This window comes from Leifsonia poae, from assembly GCF_020009625.1.
GTDB lineage: Bacteria > Actinomycetota > Actinomycetes > Actinomycetales > Microbacteriaceae > Leifsonia > Leifsonia poae_A.
Genome location: NZ_JAIHLP010000002.1, coordinates 2,979,806 through 2,994,894, shown reverse-complemented (window position 1 = coordinate 2,994,894; position 15,089 = coordinate 2,979,806). Strand labels below are relative to the sequence as shown.

Below are 15,089 nucleotides of genomic sequence, written 5' to 3'. Positions count from 1 at the left end.
TCTGCGCTCGATGCGGTTAGAGCGTCTGCCGTGCTGCCTTCTGGCGCGTCATCATCCGGCGTGCCCCCAGAGTGATCGCACCCAGGAGGAGCAGAGCCAGGCCGCTGACGATCAGCGGAGCGGACTCGAAGCCGGTGGAGGCCAGCTGCGGATCAGCGGTGCCCGGCGTCCCCGGCGTCCTGGTGCCACCCGTCGAGCCGCCGGTGCTCGCCGCGGTGGTGATGCCGTACGGGCTGAACGACGTTCCCGTGAAGGTGACCGTTCCGCCGCTGACCTTCGCCTGGATGGTCTCCATGCTGCCGTCGGACTTCAGGTGGTGGATGCCGACACCGGACTGACCCGCGACCACCGTGTTCGACAGTGAGATCGTGACCGTCTCGCCCTGGCCGGGCTCCCAGCCGCCTCCCGCCAGCGTGTCCGCGAACGAGATGTCGTAGAGGGCGAGGAGCCGCGCACCGCCGAGCTTCGCCGTGAAGGCGGCATAGCCGGCGTCGGTGCTCGCGAGCGGAGCCGCGGTCACCCGCACATACCAGGGGAGCGCTGCGCCACTCGCGGTGGCGGAGTGGGCGTTATCGCGGTGGTTGACGACACCCGCCTGCTGCTGCCGCGCGGCCAGAGCCGTGAGGGCCTCCGCCGAGACATCCGCCTTCTCCTCCGGCGTGAGTGCCTGGTAGGCCTTCGTCACCTCGGCGACCTGGTCGGCGCCTGCGAGCGACTGCACCGGGTCGGGGAGGGCTGCGACCAGCAGGTCGATCGGGTTGGCCGGCGCGATCTGACGGATCGTGATCGCGGGCAGGGAAACAGCCGTCACCGTGCCGAGGGTGTCGACCAGCGTCTTCACCGTCGTCGCCGCCTGTGTCGAAGAGACGTTCACCGGGGCCGGGCACGAATCGGGGAACACCGCGCTCACCTGGGTGCAGGTGAACGTCGCCGTCACCGGAAGCGGGTACGCGCCGGTGGAGTCCTTCACGGCTTCGACGCTGGTGCCCTGGTAGGCGTAGGACACGGTGACCGTGGTGCCGATCTGGCCGGCGACCGGCGCCGGGCAGGTGGCCTTTGCCGTGCTGATCGCGTAGCCGCCGTCACCGCCGTCGTTCGACCACCACACCGAGCGCTGGCCGTTCGAGTCGCAACGGTTCGCGGGCTGGAAGGTGAATCCCTCGTTGTTGACGTTCGGGCCGCCGGTGGGACGGTCGTAGATCGACGTCACCTGGAAGTGGCCCTGAGCGGGGTCGCCCGGCGTCGTATTGATCTTCGCAATCGACGTGCGACCCTGGCAGGTGTCGTCGCAGTCGAGCCACAGCGCCTCCTGCGAGGGGTCCCACGCCGCATCCATCACCGAGTACGTCGTGGCGGAGTTCTTGAGCCCGCTCGAGAAGGAGGTCACTCGGGTGAACTTGCCGGTGCCCTCCTCCAGCACGTAGCCGTAGAGGTTGCCGTTCTTCTCGATGCCGGCGAAGAACACGCCGCCGAAGTGTGCGCCGTACTGGGCGGGGACGTAGAGCGCGCCGGCATCGGTACGGAAGCCGTTCGCGACCAGGTAGCTGTCGGGCACGAACGCGAGCGCCTCGGCGCCCAGGTTCGCGTCGGCGGAGGTGAGGTTCGCATCGGTCCCCGGTCCGAGGTCGGACTCGAGCTCCCACTGCTGGGCGGCGTTCGCGGAGCGGTTGGTCCAGTCGATCGCCGCGGGGTCGTACTGGAGGATCGAGACGCGGGACACCTTGTTGTTCGCGTTGTCGCGCTCGGTGGAGACGAACACCTTTCCGCCGAGGGCAGTGATGCCCTCCGCATCCGGCTGGCCGGTCCCGTCCTTGTAGTGCAGTTGGATGCCGCGGTCCCACCCGCTCGCCGGCCCCCAGGTGCCGTCGCCGTTCTGGGCGATCTTGAAGAACGACGACTGGTTCGTGTTCACGCTGCCGCCGGAGGATCCACCGTTCTCGACGCCCCACATGACGTCGTCGGCTGGGGTCGCGCCCGGAACGTAGAACAGGCCGGAGAGGTTCTGGCCGAAGACACCGCCCTTGTCGACGTTGGTCACCGTCTGCGGGCCGGGCCAGGGAACGCTGTTCCCGGCGCCCGGGTCGGTGCCCGGATCCGTGCCCGGTCCGCTCCCGCCGCCGGTTCCGCGAACGCTCGCGGGCGTGCGCCAGCCGAGGGTGGAAGCGCCCGGCGAGCCGACCGCCCCGGTCGCGCTCGTCCAGCTCGACTCACCGTCGCCCGACGTGGCGATCGTCCAGCCGGTCGTGTCCGCCTTCTGCCCGACGTGTGCCGCATCGACCCACGCCGCGACACCCTTGCCCGACTGGAATCCGCTGGCGTAGCTGACCGAGTCGACGAGGGTGTTGCCGGCGTCGTAGAGACGGATCGTCATCGGACCCTTGTTGAGGGTCGTGCCGTTGTCCGGAATCACCTTCACAGAGTCGATGAGCCCCCAGTCTGTGCGGAACTCCGCCGGGGTCACATCCGTGATCACGGCTGACTCGCCCGGCAGGAGCGTTCCGAGCGTCGACAGCGAGAGGGCGCCGGGCACGGTGACCGTCGCCGACGTGTCGTACGACCAGCCGGTCAGGTCTGCCGGGGTGAAGCCGACGTTCGTGATCTCCGTGTACTCGCCGTCGCCCTTCGACGCGGCGATCTTGCCGCCGTAGGCGAACTCGGTGATCTTCACGCGGGGCGCACCCGCGTAGGGAATCGCCAGCGAAGACATCCCGGGCGAGCCGATGCTGCCGGTGGCGCTCGCATAGCTGTGCTCGGCGTCGCCGCTCGTGGCGATCGTCCAGCCGCCCGCGGCCACATCGGCTTTGCCACCGACGTGGGCCGCATCGACCCAGGCCGCCTTGCCCTTCGCCGAGAGGAACCCGTTGTAGGTCAGGGAGTCCACTTCGGCGCCGCTCGGGTCGAAGATGTGGATGCCGTTCGGGCCCTTGTTCAGGGTGTGCGCCTTGTTGTTGTCGAGCACCTTCACCGAGGAGCCCAGGCTCCACTCGGTGCGGAATTCGGCGGCCGTGAGGTCGGTGACGATCACCGACTGGCCCGGGGCGACCGTGCCGAGCGGCGCGAGCGGGAGACCGCCGGCGGCCGTCGCCGTCGTCCCCGTCTCGAAGACCCAGCCTGAGAGGTCGATGGGGGTGGGGCTCAGGTTGGTGAGCTCGGTGTACTCACCGTCACCGTGGGCGCCCGAAGCCAGGCCGCCGTAGGAGAACTCGGTGATGCGCAGGCCTTCAGTGGGCGCGGCAGTGGCCGGTTCGGCGAGGGAGACCGAACCGACGAGGGCGATCGCCGCTACCGCGGCGGCGGCGAGGGCGCGTTTGAGCGCAGAGGGTTCTCGATGCATGGTCACACAGTGTCGGGACCGGGAGAACGGAATATGAACGTTCTCATACGAAGAGGCGAACGACTCAGACTCGTGTGGCCGTCAGAACATCGAACGAATGACGACCGCGGCGATCCAGTAGGCTCCAGCCATGTCAGGCACCTGGCCGTACCTGAACCGCATCGACCTGGAGAACGAGCTCCGGTCGGCGCTCGCCGACGCTGATCGCCCGAACGTCGTTGTCACCGGCGAGGCGGGGGTCGGCAAGTCCACCCTCGTTCGCCGCAGCATGGATGCGCTCGGCGGTGAGCGCACCGCCATCGACGGAATGCTCGTCACGCAGAGCATCGCGTTCGGTGCGCTCGCCGGCATCGTCGGCCTGGGTGCCGTGACCGACCCCCTTCAGGCCCTCGGGGAGGCGCAACGGCAGCTCGCCGCCCGGGTCGGATCGGGGTGGCTGATCCTCGACAACGCCTCCCTGCTCGACCCGCTCTCCGCCACCGCCGTTCATCAGCTCGTCGTGAACGGGATGCGGGTCGTTTTGGTGGCCCGCGATCGCGAAAGCCTGCCCACGCCGTTGAGCGGCTTAGTCGACGGCGACCTGTTCCACGCGATCACCGTGCCCCGTTTCACGCAAGACGAAGTCGAGCAGACCCTGACACTGGCTGCGGGAACCCGAGTGGAGCGTCTCACTCTCGAACAGCTCTGGGCGACCAGCCGGGGTCTGCCGCTCGTCGTTCGACAGCTCGTCGAGATCGGGCGCGACCACGGCGACTTCGAGGTCAGCAACGGTGTTTGGCGCTGGAACGCCCGACTTCCGGTCGCGCCGTACGCGAAGAATCTGTTCCACGGCGTCGTCGAACGGCTCTCTCCCCCGGCCCTCGATCTTGTGACGAGCATCGCCGCATGCGGCCCCCTGACGCTCGACGAAGTGACCGCGATCGACCTGGTGTCGGCGATCAGTGAATGCACTGCGGTGGGCGTCGTCGAGGTCGCCGACGGCAGGGCCGCGCTCGCACATCCACTGGTGGAAGAGCTCATCCTCTCCCAGACGGATCAGTGGCGAGCACAGGCACTTCGGGGTGACCTGGTACGTGCCACGACCAACGCTGGTGGCGCTGAGCACGATGCCCTGCGCGAGCTGCGACTGGTCTCCCTGAGCCTCGACAGCGACGAAACGCTCCCGCTGCCGCGGCTGTTCCAGGCAGCCGATCGTGCCCTCGCGATCGGTTCGGTCACCCTGGCGATCGACATAGCCCGCTCCATCAATGACGTCGACGAGTCTGCGGCGGCCCGCTTCCTGCTCGCGGCCGCGCTGAGCTGGCGCGGGGATGCGGACGAATCCGAAACGCTCTATGCGAGCATCGACACCGGCGTTCTCGCGCCTGACTTTCGCGAGCAGATCGTCTCCGCGCGCGCATCCAATCTGTTCTGGGGCGTGGGAGACGTCGTTCGCGCGCAGGAGGTGCTGTCACTCGTCGGCCGGCCGGTGGCCGGGGTCGATGACCCCCGGCCTCTTCCGACCGCCGTGGCGGCAGCGTTCGCGGCGTTCCGTGGGCGACTCGCTGAAGCACGATCGCTCAGCGCTGCAGCGCTCAACGCCCCGGAGATCACTCCGACCGCGGCACTCTGGGCCGCATCCGCCGCGTCCATGGAGGCTGCGCAGCGCGGCGACCTCGCCCACGTGCGGCGGGCCACGACGCGCGGGCTCATCGCCGCCTCCGAATGCCAGAGCGGGTACCAGCGCAGCTCGTTCCGTTACGACCTGGTCGAGGCGGCCGCGGCGGCCGGCGACCTGCCGCTTGCGAGGGCACACGCCAAGCTTGCCGCCGCAGAGTCTTACGGCGAGCGAACAAGCTCGGGAATCGCGACGATGCTCCACGCGAGGATCGCGCTCAGCGCGGGCGAGGGCGCGGATGCCGCCCGCTACTCGGTCGACGCTTTCGACCTGCTCTCTGTGCAGGCTCCCACCGGATGGGTGTTCCTCTCCGCCCTGTGGGCTGCACGAGCGGCCGCCGAATTCGGCGACACCGGGCACGCCGACTTCTACCTGGAGCAGGCTCACGCGCGCAACGGTTCGAACGTCGCCGTCTATGAGCCGGCGCTGCTGCTGGCCGAAGGGTGGGCCGAGGCGAGCCGGGGCGCGACCTCGCAGGCCGCAGATCGCTTCGCACGGGCGTCCGCGTCAGCCCGCTCGAGAGGAGCGCACGCCCAGGTTCTCGACGCCTGCCTGAGCCTGCTCCGGCTGGGCCTCGCCACGGAGCATCCACGAACACTCTCGGAGCCGGCCGGCGAGTCGAGCCCCCGGCGCACCCTGGTCGAGAAATGGTTTCGCGCACGCGCACGCGCCAACACGAACGACCTCGACGCCTGTGCCGCCCAAGCCGACGGGCTCGGTCTCCGTCTCCTCGCCTCCGAGCTGCTCGCCCAGTCGTTTGAACTCCGCGCCCGACGCGAACCGTCGCTGCTCGGATCGGCCGCCCACCTGGCGCTGCGTCGACGGGTCAGCGCCGACGCGCACCAAACGGTGCCGACTCTTCGTGATCGCATCGCCGACACTCCGCTCAGCATCCGCGAGTCCGAGGTCGCCCACCTGATCGCCGCAGGGATGACGAACAGCGAGATCTCGACCGCGCTCGGTGTCTCGGTGCGTACGGTCGAGGGTCACGTGCTGAACGCATCCGCGAAGTTGGGGGTGCACTCGCGACGGGAGATCGCGGAACGCATCGGGCAAGCCTCGAGCGAGCCGCAGCACTGACGACAGGGGATCAGGTAGTCGGCTACCTATGTGCCATCGGCGCCCTCCACGCACACTCGGGCGAAAAGGAGGAATCATGAACGACAAGCTCAACCTGTCCAACCTCACCAACCTCACCAAGGTCGGGAGCCTCAAAACCACGGTGGATGCGCCGGTGCTGGCAACGATTCTGCGACCGGAGACGCTCGCTCGCGCCTTCGACCAATTCGCTCAGACACACCCCGGCGCCGGCCCGGCCGTCGGTGGAATCGTCGACCTGCCCGACGGCGGGGCTCGGCAGGACTACCAGAACGTGTCGGCGTACGTGCGGCCGAACGCATCGCACGCCTATGAGGTGCACGGCGCCATCCGCGACAAGTTCCGGGCGCTCGGAGCCGAACGCTTCGGCTACCCCGTGACCGACGAGACCACCACACCGGACGGCATCGGACGATACAACCACTTCAGCCCGCCCGACCAGCCGAAGGCGACGGCATCGATCTACTGGACGCCGGTCCACGGCGCCAACGAGGTGTACGGGGCGATTCGGCAGACCTGGTCTGCGCAGGGCTGGGAACTCGGCCCGCTCGGCTACCCGCGCTCCGGCGAGTTCGCCGACGGGGACGGTCGGGTGTCGTTGTTCGAGCGCGGGCGGATCCGTTGGACGGCCGCGGGGGGACCGATCGTCACCACGATGCCGACCCGACTCCAATTCCGGTTGCGGTATATGCACGAACACCAGTCCAACGATTCGGGACTGCAGGGAGCGTCAGACGAACTCTCCATCGCCGCGGTCGGGCTCGACTCGAGCGCGGTCGTGGTCGGGCCGGACGGCAAACCGGCACCATCGACCCTGACCGGGCCGCGCATGGACGACTTCATGGCGCACCGTGAGCAGGCGCTCGCGAATCCCTTCGTGCTGCTCGACTTCGACCTGACCGGGCCGGCCGCGTGGCCGCGCACGTTCACGGCGACCCTGCTCCTCGTCGAAGTCGACAACGAGGACATCGCGAAGGTCTTCAACGAACTCGAGTCGAAGGTCGGTTCCACCGTCAAGAACGCGGCGATCCAGGCGGCGTCGACCGCTGCGGGCGCTCTGGCGGGGGCTGCGATCGGCAGCATCGTCCCCGGCGTCGGTACGGCCATCGGAGCCGCGGTCGGCGCGCTGGCGGGCGCCGCCTACGACACCATCATCGCCGCGGTCAGGTCGGGCCTCGCAAACGATGTTTTCACCCCGATACCGCTGACGGTCACAGTGAACAGCCCCGACGATCTGATCACCCCGAACGGTTTCACCAACCAGCGCGAACTGCCGGTCGAACAGCTGGGCGCGCGGTACGTGATCTTCTACGACTGGTGGCTGGCCTGAGACGGCACCGGCCCGGTTTATACGTCTAGGACCGCAGACGATCCGACCCGCCTTGGCCGGCGTCTCTCCCCTTTCGGAGTTGAGCGCGCACCCACATCGTGGCCACCGCGATCACGGCAACGATGACAAGGAGCACGACGACAGCGATCACGTTCCACCAGAACAGCGAACCCATGGTGACCTCCTGTTCGGACCCTACCAGCAGCTGACGGTCGGGCACCCGTCGCTGATCTCCCCGGCGCTCGCCGACGGCCCCAAGGGAAGCCCTCTCGATCGCCGGGGACTTCGAGCGCACTCGAAGGCGTGAACTGCTCGCAAGACTTCGGCCATCGAGATCGACTTCCCGGCGGGCCGCGCCGCGCGCAGTTCTGCGGCAAAGGCGGACAATCCCCCACTCTGCGGGGGCTCCAACGATTCCATATCGAGCTGAATCCCGTCACGGTCGCCGCGCATGACCGCCCCGACGAGCGCTTTGATCACGTCCTTCTATGGGCAGGCAGCCGACAGGAGCAGGCGGCCCGCCAACTCGGATGAGAAGGCTCCGATCGCCGCAATCGCTCTTGTCAGACTTACTGTTCCACGTCCGTCCTGTCCACGCCCGTCCGTTGCGGTGTCGTGCCTTCGTGCTGTGCCGTGCCGTGCCGTGCCCTGCTGTGCTGTGCCGTGCTGTGCCGTTTCGCGCTGTGAGGCGCCGTGCCGCCAGTACATACCGGATGCAGTGGGCGAACATCGCGTCGCGCACAATCCGGGTATGCGCGACAGGTCAAGACTCCCCAGTCCCCCTCTCGGACGGCGGCGGTGTACGTTCCAAGAGGGACAGCCCATCCTGACTGTTCCTCTCGACGAGCAACACTGGAGTCCCCATGGAGTACACCCGCCTCGGCGCATCCGGCCTCGAAGTGTCGGCCGTCACGCTCGGCTGCATGAGTTTCGGAGCGCCCACCCGCGGCGCCCACGAGTGGTCGCTCGGCGAGGAGGAGAGCCGACCGTTCATCCGGCAGGCGCTCGAGGCAGGGATCACGACGTTCGACACAGCCAATGTGTACTCCGCCGGCAGCAGCGAAGAGATCCTCGGACGCGCGCTCGCCGATTTCGCGTCGCGAGACGAGATCGTCATCGCGACGAAGGTGCACGGCCGGATGCGCCCCGGCCCGAACGGCGCCGGGCTCTCCCGCGGAGCGATCCTGACCGAGATCGACAACAGCCTCCGGCGGCTCGGCACCGACTACGTCGACCTCTACCAGATCCACCGTTGGGATCAGGCGACGCCGATCGAGGAGACGATGGAGGCGCTCCACGATGTGGTCAAGGCCGGCAAGGCCCGTTACATCGGCGCGTCCTCGATGTTCGCCTGGCAGTTCGCGCAGGCTCAGCACGCCGCCGACCTCGGCGGCTGGACCAGATTCGTCTCGATGCAGGACCAGTACAACCTGATCTACCGGGAGGAAGAACGGGAGATGCTTCCGTACTGCCTCGACCAGGGCATCGGCGTGCTCCCGTGGAGCCCGCTCGCCCGCGGCCGGCTCACCCGCGACTGGGATTCGCGCACTGCCCGCTCCGAGACCGACCGGTTCGGGCTAACGCTCTACCGGCAGCAGGAGGAGGGCGACCGCCGCGTCGCCGACGCGGTGAAAGCGGTGGCGGATGAGCGCGGTGTGCCCCGGGCGCAAGTCGCGCTGGCCTGGGTGCGTCAACAGGCGGCGGTCACCTCGCCGATCGTCGGCGCGACGAAGCCGCAACATCTGCAGGATGCGGTCGCCTCGGTCGACCTGAACCTCACTGTCGACGAACTCGACCGGCTAGCCGCCCCCTACGTCGTCCGGGCGCCGGAAGGCTTCTGACCGGGCGGCAGCAGCACAGCAACAGGAGCACGAGCGCGGCTACGATTGCCGCGTCTGATTCGCGATCGGTCTGAGAGCGGCAGCATCCATCAAGGCGATCACGGGGCCTTGTTGTCCGGGGCGCTGCTGTGGAATGCTGGACCTCGTGATCCTCTAGCAGCGATTCCCTTCCTCCCACGACCGTGGGTGAGTCGATCGATCCTGCGAACAAAGAGGTTTCATGTCTTCTTCAGATCCCACCGTCACGCTCTCGGGCTTCACCATCGAAGCGCTCGTCGTCCCGGTTAGCATCGACGCAGCGGATGCGGCGGACTTCCTCGCCATGGCCGCGGTTCGGAGCGCCGTCGAGGCGGAGCTCCGCGGCTACACCGGCGAGGTCATGACCGCGGCCGAACAGTTGCCGGACTGGAAGGACGAGTCGAGGCCTATGGCTGGACTCGTCGCCAAAGTCGGCGGCCGCGTCGTAGCACGAGGTAACCTGGCATTGCCGGTCGGTGCTGGGGAATGCTGGGGCGCGATCTCCGTCCTTCCCGAGTTCCGTGGCCGTGGCATCGGCTCGGCGCTCTACGGCCACCTGGAGCAGGTGGCTCAGGATGCCGGCCGCTCCATCATTCAGAATCAGACGACTTATCCGGCAGGCGTCGAGGGCGAGGCGGTTCCGGCACCGACGGGGTTCGGGTCGGTGCCGATCGATCTCCCATCGACGCGATTCCTGCGGCGTCATGGCTTCTCACTCGAACAGGTGGGGCGCGTCAGCGCTCTGCCGCTGCCCGTCGACGCGGAGGCGTTCTCCACCCGACTGGGCGAGGCGGTCACGGCCGCCGCCGGCTACCGGACAGTCACCTGGCAGGGCCGGACGCCAGAGGAGTGGGTCGAAGCCATCGCGCTCCTTCGCACCAGGATGAGCTCCGACGCTCCCAACGCCGGCGTCCAGCTGACCGACGTCTGGACGGCGGACCGCGTCCGTTCCGTGGACGACCTCTGGGCGAAGAGCCCCCGCGTCGCACTGACGTCGATCGCGGTCGACGAGGCGACAGGACAAGCTGCCGGGTTCACGGAACTCGACGTGTCGGCCGAGTCCGATCGGCCGGCCGAGCAGATGGACACCCTGGTTCTACGCGAGCACCGCGGACGCCGACTCGGGATGCTGCTGAAGCTCACCAACCTCCGCGAACTGGCCGCACGGTTCCCCGCCTGCGAACGCGTTGAGACAGTCAACGCCGAGGAGAACAGCCCCATGCTCGACGTCAACGACTCGATCGGCTTCGCCGCGACCTGCTTCTCCGCGCGATGGCGCAAGAGCATCGCATAGAACGTCTACCGCGATCCCGTGCTCCAGACGGAACGTCGTCACCGCTCCCCGCGGCGCATCCGGCGGCCACTGGGCGATCGCGAGGCGGACACGAGGATCAACAGGCTCAACGCGACTCATCCCTCAAACATCGAGGAGAAGTGTCACCACCACGGTGGCCCGAAGCGTTACCGATCTATTGAGGCAGGTTCCTTACCGACGCGCTGAGACATCGCAGACCGATCCGACCCATGAAGAAAGCCCCGAGATGGCGAGATCTCGGGGCTAGTAGCGGGAGCGGGACTTGAACCCGCGACACCACGATTATGAGCCGTGTGCTCTAACCACCTGAGCTACCCCGCCGCTGTCTTCCTCGGTGCGCGGCACCGGGAGGACGGAGCCCCCTGTGGGAATCGGACCCACTACCTCTTCCTTACCAAGGAAGTGCTCTACCAATGAGCTAAGGGGGCGAAGCCTGCGTCGGCCTGAGCCGCACGTTTTTGGCAACCGTACGAGGATACCATTTGCGCGACCCTGCGTATTACCATCCATCGCGGAGGGGGCGGCGGCCCGACGCAGGCACCTATCAGGCGGCCTCTTCTGCGACGGAAGCGTCGGATAGTTCGGCCAGTTCGGCGGGGGTGAGCTCCAGGCTCACGGAGGCGATCAAGTCCGGAAGCTGCTCGAGCGTTCGGGCGCTGGCGATCGGTGCGATGACCGTCGGCTGGGCCGCGAGCCAGGCCAGCGCGACCGACGCGATCGAAGCGTCGTGTGCAGCGGCCACCTCGTCGAGCGTCGCGAGAACGGCGCGGCCGCGGTCGTCCAGATACCTGGAGGCGCCGGCAGCGCGGGGGCTGTCGACCTGCACGCCGTCGCGGTACTTGCCGGTGAGGAACCCGGCGGCGAGCGCGAAGTACGGCACGACCCCGAGGTTCTCACGTTCGACGACGGCGAGGTAGCGATCTTCGAAGTCCCGCTCGACGAGGTTGTAGTGCGGCTGAAGAGCGACGGCACGGTGCAGCCCCTCCGCCTCGGTGATACGGAACCATTCCTCCACCCGCTCCGGCGAGTAGTTGGAGATGCCGATGGCGCGCACCTTGCCGGCGTCGACCAGAGCCGAGAGCGCGGTCACGGTCTCTTCGAGCGGCACGGTCTCGTCGTCGAAGTGTGCGTAGTAGAGGTCGATGTACTCGCCGCCGAGGCGCTGCAGCGAGGCGTCGGCCGCGCGCCGGATGGTGTCGGCGGCGAGACCCTTGAAGTCGGGGTGTTGGCCGGCTTTGGTGGCGAGCACCACATCGTCGCGGTTGCCGCGGGCGTCGAACCACTCGCCGAGGATGCGCTCGGAGTCGCCGCCGGTGTTGCCGGGGACCCACGCCGAGTAGCCGTCGGCCGTGTCGACGAAGTTTCCGCCGGCGGCGGTGTACCCGTCGAGCACGGCGAACGAGGTGTCGCGGTCGGCTGTCCAGCCGAACACATTGCCGCCGAGCGAGAGCGGGTAGACCGTGAGGTCTGAGTTTCCGATGGTGCGACGCGGCGCGGTCATGTTTTCTCCTTCAAAGGTGTCGTCTCTCCACGCTAACGCGACCGGCTGCGAGCTATTCCGGCACCGGCGAACATGTCGAAAGATGGCGCGAATTGCCTACTGTGGAGGGATGCACACTATCGATCGCGGCGCTCGCCCCGACCTGCAGGCCGACTGTGCGAACTGCGCCGGCCTGTGCTGCGTCGCCCTCGCGTTCGCGAAATCCGCCGACTTCGCCGTCGACAAGGCGGCCGGCGAACCGTGCGACAACCTCGACGACGGGTTTCGCTGCACGATCCACCCGCACCTCCGCGAGCGCGGGTTCAAAGGGTGCACGGTGTTCGACTGTTTCGGCGCTGGCCAGAAAGTCTCGCAGCGCCTGTACAGCGGTCAGAGTTGGCGGGACGAGCCCGAGCAGCGGGCATCGATGTTCGCGGTCTTTCCGCTGGTGCGACAGCTGCAGGAGCTTCTCTGGTATCTCGACGAGGCGCGGCGCATGCCCGCAGCCTCCGCCCTGCACCCCGAGTTGGAGCGCGCCGCCGCCCAGGTGGAGGCCCTCACCCTGTCTCCGGTGGAGCGCATCCTCGCCACCGACCTCGACGGCGTGCGTGCGCCGATCGCGACTCTGCTGCGCGAGGCGAGCCGCCTGACCCGGGCGTCCCTCCCCCAGCGGTCGGCCGTCGAGCCCGCGACCGCCCCCAGCGCCGGGAAGCGTCGCAAGACTCCACGGATCGCACCGGGCGCCGACCTGCTCGGAGCCGACCTCCGCGGCCACGATCTACGTGGAGCGGATCTGCGCGGCGCACTGCTCATCGCGGCGGATCTGCGCGACGCCGACCTCGCCGCAGCCGATCTGATCGGCGCCGACCTCCGCGACGCAGATCTCGCCGGCGCCGACCTGCGCGGCGCGCTCTACCTCACCCAGGTGCAGGTGAACGCGGGGAAAGGTGACGCGCGAACCCGGCTTCCCGGCACCCTGACGCGCCCAGCCCACTGGCACTCCTGACGGCCCGGCCCGGCCCGGGTCAGCCGAGTCGTATCCGGTCACGGCGTGCCGAACCGAGCCGCGAGTTCAGGACGCGTCGAATCTCGGCACCCCGACGGCCGGGAGGGACCAGGCCGCGAATGTCGGCCCCACCGCCGTGAGCAGCACGGCCTCACGCGTGGCGTCGAGAACCGCGTCGCCGACAAGGCGCACTGCGGAGGGGGCACCGGCCACCTCGCTGAGGTCGAGAACCACCATCGCATCGGCCCGCGCCGCGAGCACGAGGATGCTCTCCTCGGCCGACTCGCGCACGAAAGCGAGCACGTCGTCGCCGATGTGCAGCCAGCGCATCCCGCCGCCGTTCAGGGCCGGGTGCGAGCGTCGCAGCCCGAGCAGCCGCGTGTAGAGGTCGATGGAACCGGCCGCATCCGTGTGCTCGGTGCCCCATGGGAGAGGCGTGCGTGAGGCCTCGCCGTCCACGCCGGTGAGCCCGAACTCGTCGCCGGCGAACACGACCGGGATGCCTGGCAGCGTCACCGACAGACCGAGCGCCACCGGAACGGTTCCCGGCCTCGCATTCGTCAGGAACCGGGGTGTGTCGTGGGTGTCGAGGGCGTTCATCGTGCCGAGACGTGTGCGCCACGGAAAGCCCGCCGTGAACTGGCGGTGCGCTTCGAACAGCTGCTTGCCGGTGTAAAGCGGGATCGTGCCGAACGGCAGGCCGAAGTAGGAGGATTCGCGGTTCTCCTCCGAGAGCCAACCCCACACCGGGCGGGTGAAGTTCGTGTACGTCATCGCACCGTGCCAGGCATCGCCCTGGAAGTCGCTGGATGCGTCGTTCGTCGACTCTCCGAGCAGGATGGTGTCCGGGTTCACCGCGAGCATCGTGCGGCGGATCGTGCGGCGCACCGTTTCGTTGAGGTCCTGGTCGCGGTACCGGCCAGTCATGTTCGCCACGTCGATCCGCCAGCCGTCGAGCCCGTACGGTGCCGCGAGCCAGCGCCCCACCACCGAGTCGGGGCCGTCGATGAAGCGGCGCCGCAGTTCCGCCGAGTTCCAATTGAACTTCGGCAGGCTCGGCACGCCCAGCCACGAGACGTACTCGGTGTGCTCGTCGTTCAGCCAGTAGAAGAACTCACTCTCCGGCGCATCCGGGTTGCCGTATGCGGCCCGGAACCACTCGTGGCCGTCGCCGCAGTGGTTGGAGGTGAGGTCGCCGATCACGCGCATCCCGCGCCCGTGGGCTGCCACGACAAGCCGGATGAGCGCCTCGTCACCGCCCAGAAGCGGGTCCACCTCGGCAAAGCTCGACGCGTCGTACCGGTGGTTGGACCGACCCGGGAACACCGGTGTCAGGTAGATGGTGGTCACGCCGAGACCGTCGAGGTGGTCGAGGTGCTCGATCACACCGTCGAGGTCGCCGCCGTAGAACTGCTGCGACCTCCCCGGCGGAACGTCGTCGACGGGGTCGCTCCACTGCGCCGGAAGGGCCCACTCGGGCGCCGGGCGCCCGTCCGCCGCAGCCGAACGCGCGAACCTGTCGGGGAATACCTGGTAGAGGACCGTCTCCTTCACCCACGACGGCGGGGCGGCGTAGGTCACGAGCTTGAAGTCCTCGGCGTCCAGCGTCTCGATCGGGTGCACGCCGGTCGCGTTCACCCACACCTTGCGGCCATCCGTCCGCGACACGAGGAACCGGTAGCCGTGCACCGGATTCTCGACGACGACGGGCGCCTCCCACCAATCCCATGCGTCACCCTCGGTGGAGGCGACGAGCACGCCATCCGAGAACCGTGGCTCATGGTCGGGGTTGGATCGCGTGCGCACAGCCTCGACCCCGCCCCAGGAGCGTGGGATGCGCAGGCGCACGAGCACTGTGTCGCCGAGCGCCGGTTCCTGGTTCGAGACATAGAGCGGGGAGCCATCGTGATGGGGCTGCATTCCCCTACTCAAGCGCATGCTGCCGGCCGACGCCAGCGAACGCCCGGCATCGGGCCTGTACGATACTGACCGGCCCGACCAACGTTCGCT

The 15,089-nt window shown here is 68.4% G+C and carries 9 protein-coding genes and 2 tRNA genes; 5 read left to right on the top strand and 6 right to left on the bottom strand.

Annotation, left to right across the window (positions count from 1 at the left end):
- Positions 1-16: 16 nt before the first annotated feature.
- Positions 17-3,334, bottom strand: a complete 3,318-nt coding sequence (locus tag K5L49_RS15155) for a lamin tail domain-containing protein (protein WP_223693998.1) — start codon at positions 3,332-3,334, stop codon at positions 17-19.
- Positions 3,335-3,464: 130 nt separating this feature from the next.
- Between K5L49_RS15155 and K5L49_RS15150 the strand changes: the two genes are divergently transcribed.
- Together K5L49_RS15150 and K5L49_RS15145 are read left to right on the top strand one after the other, a co-directional pair.
- Positions 3,465-6,071: a helix-turn-helix transcriptional regulator gene (locus tag K5L49_RS15150; RefSeq protein ID WP_223693996.1), complete on the top strand. Its 2,607-nt coding sequence runs from the start codon at positions 3,465-3,467 to the stop codon at positions 6,069-6,071.
- Positions 6,072-6,147: 76 nt separating this feature from the next.
- Positions 6,148-7,419 (top strand): LGFP repeat-containing protein, encoded by a 1,272-nt coding sequence (locus K5L49_RS15145; RefSeq protein ID WP_223693994.1) that lies wholly within the window; start codon positions 6,148-6,150, stop codon positions 7,417-7,419.
- 25 nt (positions 7,420-7,444) lie between these two features.
- Here the strand turns inward: K5L49_RS15145 and K5L49_RS15140 are convergent, their stop codons facing one another.
- Positions 7,445-7,594: a hypothetical protein gene (locus K5L49_RS15140; RefSeq protein WP_223693992.1), complete on the bottom strand. Its 150-nt coding sequence runs from the start codon at positions 7,592-7,594 to the stop codon at positions 7,445-7,447.
- A gap of 688 nt (positions 7,595-8,282) precedes the next feature.
- Here K5L49_RS15140 and K5L49_RS15135 point away from each other — a divergent pair.
- Together K5L49_RS15135 and K5L49_RS15130 are read left to right on the top strand one after the other, a co-directional pair.
- Complete coding sequence (locus tag K5L49_RS15135; protein WP_223693990.1) at positions 8,283-9,260, top strand: aldo/keto reductase; 978 nt, start codon at positions 8,283-8,285, stop codon at positions 9,258-9,260.
- Positions 9,261-9,480: 220 nt separating this feature from the next.
- Positions 9,481-10,572 carry a GNAT family N-acetyltransferase gene (locus K5L49_RS15130; protein WP_223693988.1) on the top strand — a complete coding sequence of 364 codons (1,092 nt, stop codon included), beginning with the start codon at positions 9,481-9,483 and terminating at the stop codon, positions 10,570-10,572.
- Between the two features lie 268 nt (positions 10,573-10,840).
- Here the strand turns inward: K5L49_RS15130 and K5L49_RS15125 are convergent.
- The 3 genes from K5L49_RS15125 to K5L49_RS15115 form a co-directional block, all read right to left on the bottom strand.
- A tRNA-Met gene (locus tag K5L49_RS15125) sits at positions 10,841-10,914 on the bottom strand.
- Between the two features lie 35 nt (positions 10,915-10,949).
- Positions 10,950-11,021: transfer RNA gene (locus tag K5L49_RS15120), tRNA-Thr, on the bottom strand.
- Positions 11,022-11,137: 116 nt separating this feature from the next.
- Positions 11,138-12,094 (bottom strand): aldo/keto reductase, encoded by a 957-nt coding sequence (locus K5L49_RS15115; RefSeq protein ID WP_223693986.1) that lies wholly within the window; start codon positions 12,092-12,094, stop codon positions 11,138-11,140.
- A 109-nt stretch (positions 12,095-12,203) separates the two neighbouring features.
- Between K5L49_RS15115 and K5L49_RS15110 the strand changes: the two genes are divergently transcribed.
- Positions 12,204-13,079 carry a pentapeptide repeat-containing protein gene (locus K5L49_RS15110; RefSeq protein ID WP_223693985.1) on the top strand — a complete coding sequence of 292 codons (876 nt, stop codon included), beginning with the start codon at positions 12,204-12,206 and terminating at the stop codon, positions 13,077-13,079.
- A gap of 66 nt (positions 13,080-13,145) precedes the next feature.
- On the opposite strand, the gene K5L49_RS15105 is transcribed toward K5L49_RS15110, so the two are convergent.
- Positions 13,146-14,999, bottom strand: a complete 1,854-nt coding sequence (locus tag K5L49_RS15105) for a glycoside hydrolase family 13 protein (RefSeq protein WP_223693983.1) — start codon at positions 14,997-14,999, stop codon at positions 13,146-13,148.
- Positions 15,000-15,089: the final 90 nt, after the last annotated feature.

Bases quoted from the DNA above. Each gene is read 5' to 3' on its own strand.
- K5L49_RS15155 (WP_223693998.1), bottom strand. From the start codon at position 3,334: ATGCATCGAGAACCCTCTGCGCTCAAACGCGCCCTCGCCGCCGCCGCG.
- K5L49_RS15150 (WP_223693996.1), top strand. From the start codon at position 3,465: ATGTCAGGCACCTGGCCGTACCTGAACCGCATCGACCTGGAGAACGAG.
- K5L49_RS15145 (WP_223693994.1), top strand. From the start codon at position 6,148: ATGAACGACAAGCTCAACCTGTCCAACCTCACCAACCTCACCAAGGTC.
- K5L49_RS15140 (WP_223693992.1), bottom strand. From the start codon at position 7,594: ATGGGTTCGCTGTTCTGGTGGAACGTGATCGCTGTCGTCGTGCTCCTT.
- K5L49_RS15135 (WP_223693990.1), top strand. From the start codon at position 8,283: ATGGAGTACACCCGCCTCGGCGCATCCGGCCTCGAAGTGTCGGCCGTC.
- K5L49_RS15130 (WP_223693988.1), top strand. From the start codon at position 9,481: ATGTCTTCTTCAGATCCCACCGTCACGCTCTCGGGCTTCACCATCGAA.
- K5L49_RS15115 (WP_223693986.1), bottom strand. From the start codon at position 12,094: ATGACCGCGCCGCGTCGCACCATCGGAAACTCAGACCTCACGGTCTAC.
- K5L49_RS15110 (WP_223693985.1), top strand. From the start codon at position 12,204: ATGCACACTATCGATCGCGGCGCTCGCCCCGACCTGCAGGCCGACTGT.
- K5L49_RS15105 (WP_223693983.1), bottom strand. From the start codon at position 14,999: ATGCAGCCCCATCACGATGGCTCCCCGCTCTATGTCTCGAACCAGGAA.